A 13,731-nucleotide genomic window follows, 5' to 3' on the forward strand; every position below is an offset into this window, starting at 1 on the left:
GGGCGGTTGCGGCTTGTAAAGCGTGAAAACGCCCGATGCGTTCGTTTGCTGCAAGATTGCCCAACCTGCTGCTTTTTCTCGCTTTTGTCGCTTATCCCGCGCGCAGCGCAGTCGAATTGCCCGTTGTGTGGCGCCGTTGCCTGCCGATGGTGCAACGGTTGCCCTGCGCGGTGGCGCGCGCCGCCCGGCGAACGGCCATTTACCGCCTTGTACCCCGCTTCCACGGCCGTTTACCGACTCTGGCCTGGATCTTGCTGTGATTGCATGACCGGATTTCGGCATTCTCAATTTAGCGGCTCGCTGGAGGCACTATGAATTTCAGACGTCTGAAGTACTTCGTGAAAATCGTCGATATCGGCAGCCTGACCCAGGCGGCGGAGGTGTTGCACATCGCCCAACCGGCGCTCAGCCAGCAGTTGGCGACGCTGGAAGGGGAGCTGAAGCAGCAGCTGCTGATCCGCACCAAGCGCGGGGTGCAGCCGACCGAGGCCGGCAACATTCTGTATGCCCACGCGCAGACCATTCTGCGCCAGTGCGAACAGGCGCAGAGCGCGGTCAACAGCGCCGGGCAGGCGATGAGCGGCCAGGTGTCTCTCGGGCTGGCGTCGGGCAGCACCGCGGCGCAGCTGGCGCTGCCGTTGCTGCAGACCCTGCGCGATCAGCAGCCGGGCATCCTGCTCAGCCTGCATGAAAACGGCGGCGCGGCGTTGGCCGGGCAGGTGGCTAACCAGACGCTGGACATGGCGATGGTCTACGGCGCCAAAATGCCCGCCGGTCTGCACGCCATCGCATTGATGCGGGAAGATCTTTATCTGGTGGCGACGCGCGCGGTGCCGCATCCCGGCAACAGCGTAGAGCTGCTGGACGTGGCGCGGCTGAACCTGTTCCTGCCGCGCGAGGGCGATGCGGTGCGCAACCAGCTGGAGGAGGCGATGGCGCTGCGCAAGCTGGCTGCCAACGTGGTGGGGGAGATCGAATCCTCGGGCGCGCTGAGCGCCGCGATCGCCAGCGGGTTGGGGGCGACCGTGCTGCCGGAATCGGTGGCGCGCGCGATGATCGGCCCGGCCAAGGCCTGGATGGCGCGCATCAATGCGCCGACGATGTCGGTGCCGCTGTCACTGTGCATGTCCAGCCAACAGGGGCTGTCCGCCCCGGCGCTGCTGGTGAAAGACCTGTTGCTGTCGATCGCCGGCGGCCGCAGCCAGGAGAAGCGCGCGCTGGCGCTGGTGCGTTGAGGAAAAAACGGCCCGCCGCAGCGGGCCTGGCACCGTTAGCGGAACGGCGGTTCGTTGAAGGTGCGCAGCTTGCGCGAGTGCAGGCGATCGCCCTCGGCGCGCAACAAATCGATGGCGCAGATGCCGATCTGCAGGTGCTCGGAGATCGCCCCTTCGTAGAAGCGGTTGGCCTGGCCCGGCAGTTTGATCTCGCCGTGCAGCGGTTTGTCGGAGACGCACAGCAGCGTGCCGTACGGCACCCGGAAGCGATAACCCTGAGCGGCGATGGTGGCGCTCTCCATGTCGACCGCCACCGCGCGGCTGAGGTTGAAGCGCCGCGCCGAAGCGGAGTAGCGCAGCTCCCAGTTGCGATCGTCGGTGGTGACGACGGTGCCGGTGCGCAAACGCTGTTTGACCTCTTCACCGGGCATGCCGCTGACCATCTTGGTGGCGTCATACAGGGCGCGCTGCACCTCGGCGATGCTCGGGATCGGGATATCCGGCGGCAGCACCGCATCCAGCACGTGATCGTCGCGCAGATAGGCGTGGGCCAGCACGTAATCGCCGATCTTCTGGCTTTCGCGCAGGCCGCCGCAGTGGCCGATCATCAGCCAGGCGCTCGGGCGCAGCACCGCCAGGTGATCGCAGATGGTTTTGGCGTTGGATGGGCCGACGCCGATGTTGATCAGCGTGATGCCCTGGCCGGTGCGCGAGATCAGGTGATAGGCCGGCATCTGGTGGTTTTTCCACGCCAGATCGGACACCGCCTGCTCCGGGGCGCTGGTTTCCGGCGTGATGTAGGTGCCGCCGGCGCTGGAGAGCGCGATGTACGGGCTGGCCGGATCGGCGATCTGGGCGCAGGCCCAGCGCACGAACTCGTCCACATAGCGGGTGTAGTTGGTGAACAGCACAAACGGTTGAAAATGTTCCACCGGCGTGCCGGTGTAGTGCCGCAGACGCGCCAGCGAGAAATCCGCGCGCAGCGCATCGAAATGCGACAGCGGGAAATGCTTGTCGGTGGCGTGGTACAGGCCGTCGGCGGTCTCGTCACCGATCTGCGCCAGCTCGGTGGTGGGGAAATGCTGCGCGATGCCGGCGCTCATTGAGCGATCGAGCGCCAGGCTGGAACCGTCGATGACATAAGGGAACGGGATTTCCTGTTGCGACGGCGCCACTTCGATATGGGCGGCGTAATCGTGTTCCAGCATCGCCAGCTGTTCGGCCAGATAGTGGCGGAACAGCTGCGGCCGGGTCACGGTGGTGCTGTAGCTGCCGGGATGGGTAAAGCGGCCGAAGGCGCGGGTTTTGCTCGGGCCGGATTGCTGCCCATCCCAGCTGACGCGCAGTTCGGGATACACGAACAACCCGGCGGCGCGCGCTTGCGCATCCGGCAGCGTGCCGTGGCTGATAAAGTCACTGACCGCCTGCCGCAGCGCGTCTACCGCGGCGTCATACAGGGCTTCCAGTTGATCGAGTGCCTGATCGGCGCTGAGGCCGCTGCGAGGTGGGGCATAGCTCATACTTTCTCCTTGGATGTCCCGGCTCTGTGGCGGGGTTGCGGCGTTTTACCGTCACAGGTTAGCCGAAGAAGGGCGTAAAAGCTTGGTCGAAATGACGGGCGCGGCAAAGAAATTACCGCGCCCGTGAAGGCGGGGGGATCAGGAGGCGGGAGCGGCCGCTTCGACCTTCAGCGACACCAGGCCGATGCCCAGCTTCTTCGGCGTGAAGCCGCCGCTGGCGCTCTCTTTGGGCTCGGTCGGCGCCGGCGGAGTAATGCTGATCTTCTGCGCGCCGCGCGGGTTGTCGAAGCGCAGGGTGACGGTGCTGTCCTGTTCACCGAGCGACACGAAGCGCTCTTCGTCGCCGACGCGCACCGAAATCGGTTCGCCGACGTTGTTGCCGTAGGCGCGGGCGCGCAGCACCAGATCGAAGCGCTTCGGCAGCGGATCGACGTAATCGATGTCGACCGCCGGCGCCAGATTGGCGTCGGACCAGCGGCCCCATTCCTCGACGGCGGAGACGCCGGTGATGGCTTTCACCTGTTCCGGCATGCCGGGCAGCATGAACTCGATGGCGTCCGCCCGGTATTTCACCGCCGCGTCGTCCACCTGCAGGCGGGCGACGGCGTTTTGATAATCGGCGACGCTGTCCGCCGCCGAGCCGGTGAAGTTCACCTTGCCGTTGAAGCGTTCGCCGCTGGCCTGCGCGATCTGCGGCGGCGAGGCCAGGGTGCCCGAGGCCACGCAGATGTCGGTGCTCAGCGCCAGCTGCGGCGCCCAGACCCGGCCGATCTCGTAGCATTTATCGACCCAGACGAATTTCTCCCCCGCCCCCAGCCCGGCCAGCTGCTTGCGCAGCGGGGTGGAGAGGTAGACGTTGAACATCGGTTCGATGCGGCTGTCGCCCACCCGCAGGATGAACGGCACCTTGTAGGTGACGCCGGAGAAGCTGAAGCTGCGTTGGCGCGTATCCACGCTGTAGTCGCTGATGCGGTTCGGCAGGCCCCACTGATTGATCACCGCCGGTTTCCAGCCGTTGATCTTCTCTTCGATATTCAGGAACACCGTAGACAGCGACGGCGCCGACAGGCTGCTGCGGCCAAGGCCGATGTAGTTGTCGCCGCCCATCACGTCCAGCACCGTGGCGCCGTTGTCCAGCGTGCTGCGTTTCTCGTTGCGCTGTTCCGCCAGCGGCCGGGTGCCGTCGATGATGAAGAACAGGTTGCGGCGCTTCTGTTTGGTCAGGATATCGTAGGCGGTGTTGTTCATCGCCAGATGATCGGAGGACACCACGATCACGGTATTGCTGAAATAGGGCGAGCGTTTGATTTTGTCGATCAGCGCGGCGATGTGTTGCTGGCTGCAGGCTACCGCGCTCAGCGAGCGGTTTTCCTTGTTCTGCCAGGCGTAGCTTTTCTTGCTGCAGCCGGCGGAGATAAAGCCGTCCGGGTGATGGGTATCGACGGTCAGGGTGAACAGCGAGAACGGTTGGCGCTGTTTGGACAGCTCGACGAACTTGCCGTACACCACGTCCAGCACGCTGTCGTCGTACCAGCCCCAGTCGTTTTTGTAGCTCGGATCGGCGACCCGATCGCGCAGCTCTTTGAAGCCGTAAACGTGGTCGAAGCCGTGGGATTTCAGGAAGGTGTCTTTACCGGCGAACGCCAGCTCGGCGCCCTGATAGAAATAGTTGCTGTAGCCGGCGGCCTTCAGCACGTCGCCCAGGCAGACGTTCTCCGGGTAGAAGGTGGAGACCGCGCTGGAGGCGTTGCCGTCGAAGGGCGCGAACAGCGGAATGCCGCACTGCGAGGCGACCATGCCGGCGATGGTGTAGCCGGTGCCCGGCAATTGCTGGGTATTGCTGAAATCGATGCTGTCCGTGCGCAGGGCGTTCAGCTCGTCGGCCAGGCCGGGAAACAGCTCGGTATCGAAGTAGGTGCGCTCCAGGCTCTCGGCATAGATGTACACCAGGTTCGGCCGCTTGCCCTGCACGGTCTTTTTCGGCGCCTTGTAGTAGGTGGTGAAATCGGCGGTATCGCCGACGATCTGGCTCTTGACCAGCAGCGAGATGTCCTGAAACGCCGGGGTGGTGCCGACAGAAAACAGCGCCAGCAGTACGGCGACGACGCTGTAAGCCACGCTGCTGCCTTTGGCCTTGCGGCGCAGCAGGCTGCGGGCCAGCACCGCGAAGATAAGCCCCAACGCCGCCAGCAGACCGATAAACGGCAGCACGTATTTGCTGATGCCCGCGCCTTTGAGGCTGCTGGTGACGGTGTAGATCACCGCATCGGTGATGCCGTCGCCGGTGAAGTAGTTGCTGGCGATCAGGATGACGTTCAGCACCAGATAGCTGCCGAGCAGCGTCAGCAGAATGGCGAACCACCAGCGGTTGGCGGCGGCCCGGGTGCGATAAATCAAAATCGACGCCAAAAAGAGAACAAACGAAACGACTGCTAAAACCATCCGCCAAACCTTGTCTGATTGAAATAAAACCGTTGCTGCCCTGGTTTGCGCCGCCGAGCGTGCCGCGGCGCGAAAAGTGAAGGGTATAGCCTATTGCCGGCGGCGGAACAACGCGCGATCTCCCGCTACGGCCGACGAGCGGCGGCTATTGTACATTTTTATGACAATAGTGTGACGTTAATCACACCGACGGCGGCCGCGGCGGCGAAAGCTTGCTGGTCGGAGGTTTCGCTCTACGCTTAATGAGCGCCGCGACGGTGCGCCCATCAGCCATTCAGGAGGAAGTATGCAGACAATCCCCGCAGCGGTACTCGACGATCTGGCCCCGCAAGGCGTGTTGCGCGCGGCGATCAACTACGGCAATCCGGTGCTGGCGCAGGCCGGGGCTGATGGCAAACCGCAAGGCGCTTCGGTGGAGCTGGCCGCAGCGCTGGCTCGCGAACTGGGCGTGGCGCTGGAGCTGGTCACTTATGACGCGGCCGGCAAGGTGTTCGCCGATCTGGACAGCGGCGCCTGGAACCTGGCGTTTATGGCCATCGAGCCGGTGCGCGCGGCGCAGATCGCCTTCAGCGAACCCTACGTGATCATCGAGGGGACTTACCTGGTGGCGAACGACGCGCCTTACTCTGAGGTGGCGCAGCTCGACCGGCCGGAGGTGCGCATCGCGGTCGGGCAGGGGGCGGCGTACGATCTGTTTTTATCGCGCACGCTGCAGCAGGCGCAATTAGTGCGGGCGGCAACCTCCGCCGAGGCGATCGCGCTGTTTTTCGAACGGGGGCTGGAGGCGGCGGCCGGCGTGCGTCAACCGCTGTTGGCCGCCGCGGCCGCCCATCCCGGCTACCGAGTGCTGGAGGGGCATTTCACCGCCATTCGCCAGGCGATGGCGGTGCCGCGGCAAAACACGCAGGGCGCCGCCTACGTGAACGCGTTTATCGAACGCTGCAAGGCCAATGGGCTGGTGAAGGCGGCCCTGCAGCGCAGCGGCCAGGGCGAGGTGACGGTGGCGCCGCCGGCCGCCTCGGCGTGATCAGTTCAGCTCCACCGCGTACTGGTCTACCGGGGTGATTTTCTTGATCAACTTGTTGTCGAACAGGAATTGCTCGTAAGCCTCATAGCGGGCCCGATCCAGCTTGGCCGGATCGCGCGCGAACAGCGGCAGGCTGGCTTGCCACGCCTGTTTGTTCAGCTCGGTATTCAGCTCCGGGTGCGCCTTGGCGAACGCCAACCAGGTGTCCTGCGGGTGCGCGTGCAGGTAGTCGCTGCCTTGCTTCAGCGCGGTGAGGAATTTGCGGATTTTCGGCTCGTTCACCGCATCGCGGTTGGCGACGATGATCAGTTCGTCGTAGGCCGGCACGCCGTAGTCTTCGACGTTAAACACCACCGGTTTTTTGCCCTGCAGCTTCAGCTCCAGCGCTTCGATATTGCGGTAGCCGCCGATCACCGCATCGACCTGGCCCGCCAGCAGGGCGCTGGTCAGTTGGAAGTTGACGTTGATGAGCTTGATATCCTGCGGTTTGAGATGCTCGTGTTCGACCATGGTGGCCAGCGTCGCCTGTTCGATGCCGCTGACCGAGTAACCCACCGTTTTGCCCTTGAGATCCGCCGGCGAGGTGATGTTTTTATCCAGCGCGATCACCGTGTTCAGCGGCGTGTTGATCAGCGTGCCGACGCGCATCAGCGGCAGGCCCTGATCGGCGAAGAAATGCAGCTGCGGCTGATAGGTGATGGCGAGGTCGGCCTGTTTGGCGGCCACCAGCCGCGGCGGCAGCGCCGGATCGGACGGCGGCACGATCTTGACGTCCAGCCCTGCGGCCTTGAAGGCGCCGATCTGCTCGGCCACCATAATCGGCGCGTGATCGGGGTTGATGTACCAGTCGAGCACCAGCGTCAGCTTGTCGGCCGCGCCGGCCTGGCCGGTGATGGCGGCGCCGAGCAACAGCCCGCAGACGGTTTGTTTGATCATGGTCGTTCCTTTATCCCTGGTTATGGTTGCAATCATCAGTCGTTTTCCGGCGCCCAGGCGATCAGGCGCCGCAGCAGCGCATCCACCGCGGCCCACAGCAGCACGGTCATCAGCACCAAAATAAACAGTGCGGCGAAGCAGACGTCGGTCTGCATGCGCGCATTGGCGTTCAGCATCACATAGCCCAGCCCTTCGGCCGAGCCGACCCATTCGCCGATGATGGCGCCGATGGGCGCGACGGCGGCGGCCATGCGCAGGCCGGAGCCGAAGGCCGGCAGCGCCGCCATCAGCCGCACGTGCCGCAGCTGCGCCCAGCGCGAAGCGCGCATCGTGCGCGCCAGATCGAGATAGTCGTTGTTGACCCGGCGCAGCCCGTCGAAAAAGGCCGACACCACCGGGAAGAAGATCACCAGCACCGCCATCGCCACCTTGGCGCTCATGCCGAAGCCGAACCACAGCACCAGCAGCGGGGCCAGGGCGAACACCGGTATCGCCTGGCTGGTGAGCACCAGCGGCATCAGCCAGCGCTGCAGGCGCGGCGAGAAAATCATGCACAGCGCCAGCGCCGCGCCGAGCAACACGCCCAGAACCAGCCCGCTGACGATTTCCGAAGCGGTGACCAGCGTGTGCCAGGCGAGATAGCCGCGCCCGTCCCACAGCGCCTGCGCCACTGCGCCCGGCGTGGGCAGCAGAAAGGCCGGGATGCCGCTTTGCGCCGCCAGCCACCACAGCAGCAGCAGGCCGACGAATACCGTCAGCCCGCGCCGCAGGCGGGTGAGTCCACGCTCTTGGACACTATTCATTGCGCGGCCCTCACCAGCTGCTGCAGCAGCTCGGCCTGGCTTTTCAGCAGGTCGGCGTCATCCGGCGCGCGCGGCGGTAGCCCGCTGATGCGGTGAGTATCGTCGAGGCCCAGCGGCCAGGGCGACAGCACCAGCAGCCGGTGGCTCAGGCGGCAGGCTTCCATCGGATCGTGGGTGATCAACAGCACGGTATTTTGCGCCAGCAGCTCGGCGGCCAGGCTCTGGATCTCGGCGCGGGTAATGGCGTCCAGCGCGGAAAAGGGTTCGTCCATCAGCACGATCGGCTGGCGTTCGTAGAGCGTGCGGGCGATGGCGGCGCGCTGGCGCATGCCGCCGGACAGCGAGGCGGGCAGGCTGCGGCCATGCGCGGCCAGGCCCACGCGCTCCAGCAGGTGCGCCGCCCACGCCCGGTCCGGCGTTTCGCCGCGCAGTCGCGAACCGAGGGCGACGTTCTCTTCGATGGTCAGCCACGGGTAAAGCAGATCTTTTTGCCCCATGTAGGCGATGCGCCCGGCGATCGGCAGGCCGTCGCTGCCGGTCACCGAACCAGAGCTGGCCTGCGCCAGGCCGGCGATGATCTTCAGCAGGCTGGTTTTGCCGGCGCCGCTGGCGCCGAGCAGGGCGACGAAGCTGCCGCCGGCGATGTCGAAGCTCAGCCGGTCGAAGACGATGTGCTGACCGAAACGCAGGCTGAGATCCCGCACCTGGATACCGGGCGGGAGAAGCGGGGAGGTCATGAGGCGTTCAGCCCCATCTGCCAAAATGCCGACTCCAGCTGGGTGGCGGTGGTGAAAATCTGCGCCAGCTCGGTGAAGCGATCCTGTGCGCCGCGCTGCTGACCAACGGTTTCCAGCAGTTCGATGGCGGCGCGTACGCCGGCCAGATAGCCCTCGTCGCCGTAGTTGCGGATCCAGGAGGCGTAAGGATTGCCCTCCATCTGGGTGGCGGGATCGTGCAGCAGCCGCAGGCCGATTTCGGCATAGCCGGCCACGCAGGGCAGCAGACCGGCCAACAGATCGAGGGCGTCGCCGGCATGGCCGATATCCAGCACGTAGCGGGTGTAGTTCATGGTTTCCGCCGCCTCCGGCTGGGCGGCGATCTGCGCTTCGCTCAACCCCCATTCGGCGCAGTAGGCCACGTGCAGCGGCAGCTCGGCGACGATGCCGTTGAGCGAGGCGGTGGCGGCGCGCATCTCCGGCAGGGTGCGCAGCTTGCTGACCAGCAGCGCGTAGGCGCGGGCGAAGTGCAGCAGGAACAGATAGTCCTGGGTCAGGTAACGGCGAAAAGCGCGTTCAGGCAAGGTGCCGGCGGCCAGCTGCTGCAGAAACGGGTGATCGACGTAGTTCTGCCAGTGGCTGCCGGCATGGTGGCGCAACCGGCCGTAAAGACCGCTTTCGAACAGGGTGGTGATGGACATGGGACCTCCTTGAGTCAGTGGAGATCCGGGCACGCTGAGGTATGAACAGGCAACGGGTGATCGCGTTGTTGCCTAACCGTCCCTTCGCTGGCATGACCCAGATCAGGTTCAAAGGGTTCGGCTTGCACCATCTCAGCCCGTAACAGGACACCCCTCGGAGCTGCTTGTTATACGACATTTGTTTTTTGATTACAATCGCCGGGCGGCGCGGCGGCAATCGGTTCGTTTAGTGCGATCGGGGGCGATTTTGCTGGCGCAAGGCGCGCGGTTTTTGTCACTGTAGGCCGATGATTTTGCCTTTGAGGACGATGCCCGATGAAAAAGATTGGTTTTCTCTCGTTTGGCCACTGGACGCCTTCCGCCCAGTCCGGCACCCGTTCCGCAGCGGATGCGCTGCTGCAGTCCATCGATCTGGCGGTTGCCGCCGAAGATCTGGGGGCGGACGGCGCCTATTTTCGCGTGCACCACTTCGCGCGTCAGCTGGGATCGCCGTTCCCGCTGCTGGCCGCCATCGGCGCCAAAACCCAACGCATCGAGATCGGCACCGGCGTGATCGACATGCGCTATGAAAACCCGCTGTACATGGTGGAGGACGCCGGCGCGGCGGATCTGATCGCCGGCGGGCGGCTGCAGCTCGGCATCAGCCGCGGCTCGCCGGAGCAGGTGATCGACGGCTGGCGCTATTTCGGTTACGCCCCGGCCGAGGGCGAAACCGACGCGGACATGGCCCGCCGCCATACCGAAGTGTTCCTGGAAGCGCTGCGCGGCGAAGGGTTCGCCGAACCCAATCCGCAGCCGATGTTCCCCAATCCGCCCGGGCTGCTGCGGCCGGAGCCGTTTTCCGCCGGGCTGCGCGATCGCATCTGGTGGGGCGCCGGTTCGAACGCCACCGCTGTCTGGGCGGCGAAGCTGGGCATGAACCTGCAAAGCTCGACGCTCAAGAATGACGAGACCGGCGAACCCTTCCATATCCAGCAGGCCAAGCAGATCCGCGCCTATCGCGCCGCCTGGCAAGAGGCCGGCCATGCGCGCGAGCCGCGGGTTTCCGTGAGCCGCAGCATCTTTGCGCTGGTGGATCAGCGGGATCGCAATTACTTCGGCGGCAGCGGTAAGGAAGGCGATCAACTGGGGTATATCGATGCGCAAACCCGGGCGATCTTCGGCCGCAGCTATGCCGCCGAGCCGGACGCGCTGATCGAGCAGCTGGCGCAGGACGAGGCCATCGCTGAAGCGGATACGCTGCTGCTGACCGTGCCTAACCAGCTGGGCGTGGATTATAACGCCCACGTTATCGAATCGATTTTAACCCATGTCGCGCCGGCGCTCGGCTGGCGCTAAACGGAGGAGTGGCATGTCACGCATTTTCATTACCGGTTCGGTCGACGGGCTGGGCCGCGCCGCCGCGCAAACGCTGTTGGCGGAAGGGCATCAGGTGATCCTGCATGCGCGCGCCCCCGGCCGTCTGGAGGCGGTGCGCGATCTGCTGGATCATGGCGCGCAGGCGGTGATTGGCGATCTGTCCGAGGTGCAGCAGATCCGGCAGGTCGCCGAGCAGGTGAATCGTCTTGGCCGCCCGAATGCGGTGATCCACAACGCCGGCATGTTCACCGGGCCGCAGGTGATGCCGGTGAACGTGATGGCGCCCTATCTGCTGACGGCCCTGATCGAACGCCCCGATCGCATCGTCTACCTGAGCAGCAGCATGCACTTTGACGGCGTAGCGGAACTGAACGGCGTGGACTGGCTTGGCGGCGCAGCCGGCTCCTATTCGGACAGCAAGCTGTTCGTCACCGCGCTGGCCGCCGCCGTGGCGCGCCTGTGGCCCGGCGTCATCAGCAGCGCGGTCGATCCCGGCTGGGTGCCGACCAAAATGGGCGGCGCGGATGCGCCCGACGATCTGGCGCTGGGACACGTGACGCAGGCGTGGCTGGTGAGCAGCGATGAACCGCAGGCACTGGCGTCCGGCGGCTATTGGCACCACCAGCAGCGGTTTGAACCTCACGCGGCGGTGCACGATGAGGCGTTTCAAACGGCGCTGCTGGCGCAATTGGCGCGCGCCGGCGGGGTGAACCTGCCGCAGACTTGATGGCCGTTCCTTCCTGGCCCGTCGGTGATTATCGGCGGGCTTTTTTATACCCGCAGGGTGAACCGACGGGGCTTTTCTTATACAGTGGTTGCCTGGCCTGTTTTGATTGTTATTTATATTATCGCCATGCACTCATTCCTGATTATTGTCCCTGAAGGGGGCATGCTGTTCGAAGCGGCGGGCATCGCCGATATCCTGATGCAGGCCAATCGCCTGAGCCCTGCCGAGACGCCGCTGTATCAGATCGCGGTCGCCACCACGCAATCTCACCGGGTGGTGCACGGCCTGTCCGGGCTGAGCCTGTTGGCCGATCATCGCCTGGCGGATCTCGATCCGGCCCTGCCGCGCGATACCGTGATCGTCGCCGGCAAGGGGGCGACCGAAGAAGAGGGTGCTCTGGTCGCCGATTGGCTGCGCCGCGCGGCGCCGCAGGCGCGCCGTATCGCTTCCGTTTGCGGTGGCGCACTGCTGCTGGCCGAAGCCGGGTTGCTGGACGGGCGGCGGGCGACCACCCACTGGCGGCTGGCGGAAACGCTGCAGGCGCGCTTCCCGCGGGTGCAGGTCGAAAACGGCCCAATCTACGTGCAGGACGGGCCGATCTGGACCTCCGGCGGCGTCAGCTCCGGCTTCGATCTGACGCTGGCGCTGGTGGAGGATGATTACGGCTTCGTGCAGGCGCGCGAAGTGGCGCAGGATCTGGTGATGTTTCTGCGTCGTCCCGGCGGGCAGGCGCAGTTCAGCCGCTACCCGCTCAACCAGGCCAAATCGCCGGGGCCGATCCGTGACCTGCAATCCTGGATCCTGGAAAACCTCGCTGACGATCTCAGCGTCGATCGGTTGGCCGAGCGCGTGGCGATGAGCCCGCGCAACTTTACCCGGGTGTTCACCCGCGAGACGGGCATTTCTCCCGCCAAATTCGTCGAAGAGGGGCGGTTGCATACCGCCAGGCAGCGCCTCGAACAGAGCGCGGAAGGTATCGAGCAGATTGCCTTAGCCACCGGCTTCGGCAACGGCCTTAACCTGCGGCGGGTGTTTGAGCGCAAACTGCAGCTGACCCCGAGCGAATACCGCGAACGCTTTCATGCGCGCAATTTGGCGTAAATTGATTGGTAAACGTCATTTACGCCGCTTCTGGTCGGCGCTAGATTTTAGGCAAAGTCCACAAATGAGGAGTGCATCATGGTGAGAGTAGGCATTAACGGCTTCGGCAGGATCGGGCGCAACGTGCTGCGCGCGGCGCTGGGGCGCAGCGATTTTGAAGTGGTGGCGATCAACGATCTGACCGACAGCAAGACGCTGGCGCACCTGCTGAAATACGACACGCTTTCCGGCACGCTGGCGGCCAGGGTGGAAGCCGGCGACAACCAGCTGCTGCTGGACGGCCGGCCGATTCAGGTGTTTTCGCAGCGCGATCCCGCCGAAATCCCCTGGAGCAGCGTGGGCGTGGACGTGGTGATCGAAGCGACGGGCTTCTTTACCGATAAAGCCAAGGCGGAAGTGCACATCACGCACGGCGGCGCCAAACGGGTGATTATCTCGGCGCCGGCCAAGAATGACGACATCACGCTGGTGATGGGGGTTAACGATCACCTCTACGATCCGGCGCTGCATAAGGTGGTCAGCAACGGCAGCTGCACCACCAACGGGCTGGCGCCCGCCGCGCAGGTATTGCATCAGGCGTTCGGCATCGAATACGGCTTGATGAATACCACGCATGCCTATACCAACAGCCAGGCGCTGCACGATCAGCCGGAAAAAGATCTGCGCGGCGCGCGGGCGGCGGCGGAATCGATCGTGCCTTATTCCAGCGGCGCGGCCAAGGCGCTCGGCAAGGTGATCCCCGAACTGGACGGCCGCCTGACCGGTTATTCGCTGCGGGTGCCGGTGCCGGTGGTTTCCATCGTCGATCTGACGGTGACGCTGAAACGCCCGGCGACGGTGGAGGAGATCAACGCCGCTTTCCGCGCGGCGGCGGCGTCCGGCCCGCTGAAAGGGATCCTGGGGTACAGCGATGAACCGCTGGTGTCGAGCGACTATCGGGGCGATGCGCGTTCGTCGATCATCGACGGCCTGTCCACGCTGGTGATCGGCGGCAACCTGGTGAAAGTGCTCGCCTGGTATGACAACGAGTGGGGCTTCTCCAACCGCTTGGTCGATCTGGCGCTGCTGATGGAACAACGCGGGCTGTAAACGCCCAACAGCAAAAAGCCCGCTTAAGTTTCCTTAAGCGGGCTTCTCTAAATATGGCTCCTCTGACTGGACTCGAACCAGTGACATACGGATTAA

Annotated in this window: 12 protein-coding genes and 1 riboswitch; of the genes, 6 read left to right on the top strand and 6 right to left on the bottom strand. The window is 64.7% G+C overall.

Annotation, left to right across the window (positions count from 1 at the left end):
• The first annotated feature begins 311 nt into the window (after positions 1–311).
• Positions 312–1,235, top strand: coding sequence for a nitrogen assimilation transcriptional regulator NAC (gene nac / locus WFM45_RS24465; RefSeq protein ID WP_015378407.1), 924 nt, complete (start codon positions 312–314; stop codon positions 1,233–1,235).
• Positions 1,236–1,270: 35 nt separating this feature from the next.
• Here the strand turns inward: nac and WFM45_RS24470 are convergent, their stop codons facing one another.
• Positions 1,271–2,734, bottom strand: coding sequence for an AMP nucleosidase (locus WFM45_RS24470; protein ID WP_033632641.1), 1,464 nt, complete (start codon positions 2,732–2,734; stop codon positions 1,271–1,273).
• A 138-nt stretch (positions 2,735–2,872) separates the two neighbouring features.
• Positions 2,873–5,176 carry a phosphatidylglycerol--membrane-oligosaccharide glycerophosphotransferase gene (opgB, locus tag WFM45_RS24475; RefSeq protein WP_336957593.1) on the bottom strand — a complete coding sequence of 768 codons (2,304 nt, stop codon included), beginning with the start codon at positions 5,174–5,176 and terminating at the stop codon, positions 2,873–2,875.
• A 286-nt stretch (positions 5,177–5,462) separates the two neighbouring features.
• On the opposite strand from opgB, the gene WFM45_RS24480 reads away from it, so the two are divergent.
• Positions 5,463–6,203, top strand: coding sequence for a transporter substrate-binding domain-containing protein (locus WFM45_RS24480; protein WP_156865882.1), 741 nt, complete (start codon positions 5,463–5,465; stop codon positions 6,201–6,203).
• On the opposite strand, the gene WFM45_RS24485 is transcribed toward WFM45_RS24480, so the two are convergent.
• From WFM45_RS24485 to WFM45_RS24500, 4 genes are read right to left on the bottom strand one after another with little or no spacing between them, the layout of a single operon-like run.
• Positions 6,204–7,139, bottom strand: coding sequence for an ABC transporter substrate-binding protein (locus WFM45_RS24485; protein WP_336957597.1), 936 nt, complete (start codon positions 7,137–7,139; stop codon positions 6,204–6,206). It abuts the gene before it with no gap.
• 35 nt (positions 7,140–7,174) lie between these two features.
• The gene (locus tag WFM45_RS24490) at positions 7,175–7,942 is read right to left on the bottom strand and encodes an ABC transporter permease (protein WP_336957598.1); all 768 of its coding nucleotides are present in this window, start codon (positions 7,940–7,942) and stop codon (positions 7,175–7,177) included.
• Entirely contained in the window at positions 7,939–8,679 is a 741-nt protein-coding gene (locus WFM45_RS24495) for an ABC transporter ATP-binding protein (RefSeq protein WP_033632644.1), read from the bottom strand. Before WFM45_RS24495 ends, WFM45_RS24490 begins: the two co-directional genes overlap by 4 nt.
• Complete coding sequence (locus tag WFM45_RS24500; protein ID WP_033632645.1) at positions 8,676–9,359, bottom strand: TenA family protein; 684 nt, start codon at positions 9,357–9,359, stop codon at positions 8,676–8,678. Before WFM45_RS24500 ends, WFM45_RS24495 begins: the two co-directional genes overlap by 4 nt.
• A 62-nt stretch (positions 9,360–9,421) precedes the next feature.
• Positions 9,422–9,524: riboswitch (TPP riboswitch) on the bottom strand.
• 150 nt (positions 9,525–9,674) lie between these two features.
• Here WFM45_RS24500 and WFM45_RS24505 point away from each other — a divergent pair.
• The 4 genes from WFM45_RS24505 to gap all read left to right on the top strand — a co-directional run bounded on the left by WFM45_RS24505 (position 9,675) and on the right by gap (position 13,635).
• Entirely contained in the window at positions 9,675–10,697 is a 1,023-nt protein-coding gene (locus WFM45_RS24505; RefSeq protein WP_015378399.1) for an LLM class flavin-dependent oxidoreductase, read from the top strand.
• 13 nt (positions 10,698–10,710) lie between these two features.
• The gene (locus tag WFM45_RS24510) at positions 10,711–11,445 is read left to right on the top strand and encodes an SDR family NAD(P)-dependent oxidoreductase (RefSeq protein ID WP_242142154.1); all 735 of its coding nucleotides are present in this window, start codon (positions 10,711–10,713) and stop codon (positions 11,443–11,445) included.
• A 126-nt stretch (positions 11,446–11,571) separates the two neighbouring features.
• On the top strand, positions 11,572–12,546 hold the full coding sequence (locus WFM45_RS24515; protein WP_004935441.1) for a GlxA family transcriptional regulator: 975 nt from the start codon (positions 11,572–11,574) through the stop codon (positions 12,544–12,546).
• 78 nt (positions 12,547–12,624) lie between these two features.
• A complete protein-coding gene (gene gap / locus WFM45_RS24520) occupies positions 12,625–13,635 on the top strand; it encodes a type I glyceraldehyde-3-phosphate dehydrogenase (protein WP_033632647.1) in 1,011 nt (336 codons plus the stop codon).
• Positions 13,636–13,731: the final 96 nt, after the last annotated feature.

Source organism: Serratia sp. KG1D (assembly GCF_037150675.1).
Taxonomy (GTDB): Bacteria; Pseudomonadota; Gammaproteobacteria; order Enterobacterales; family Enterobacteriaceae; genus Serratia; species Serratia nematodiphila.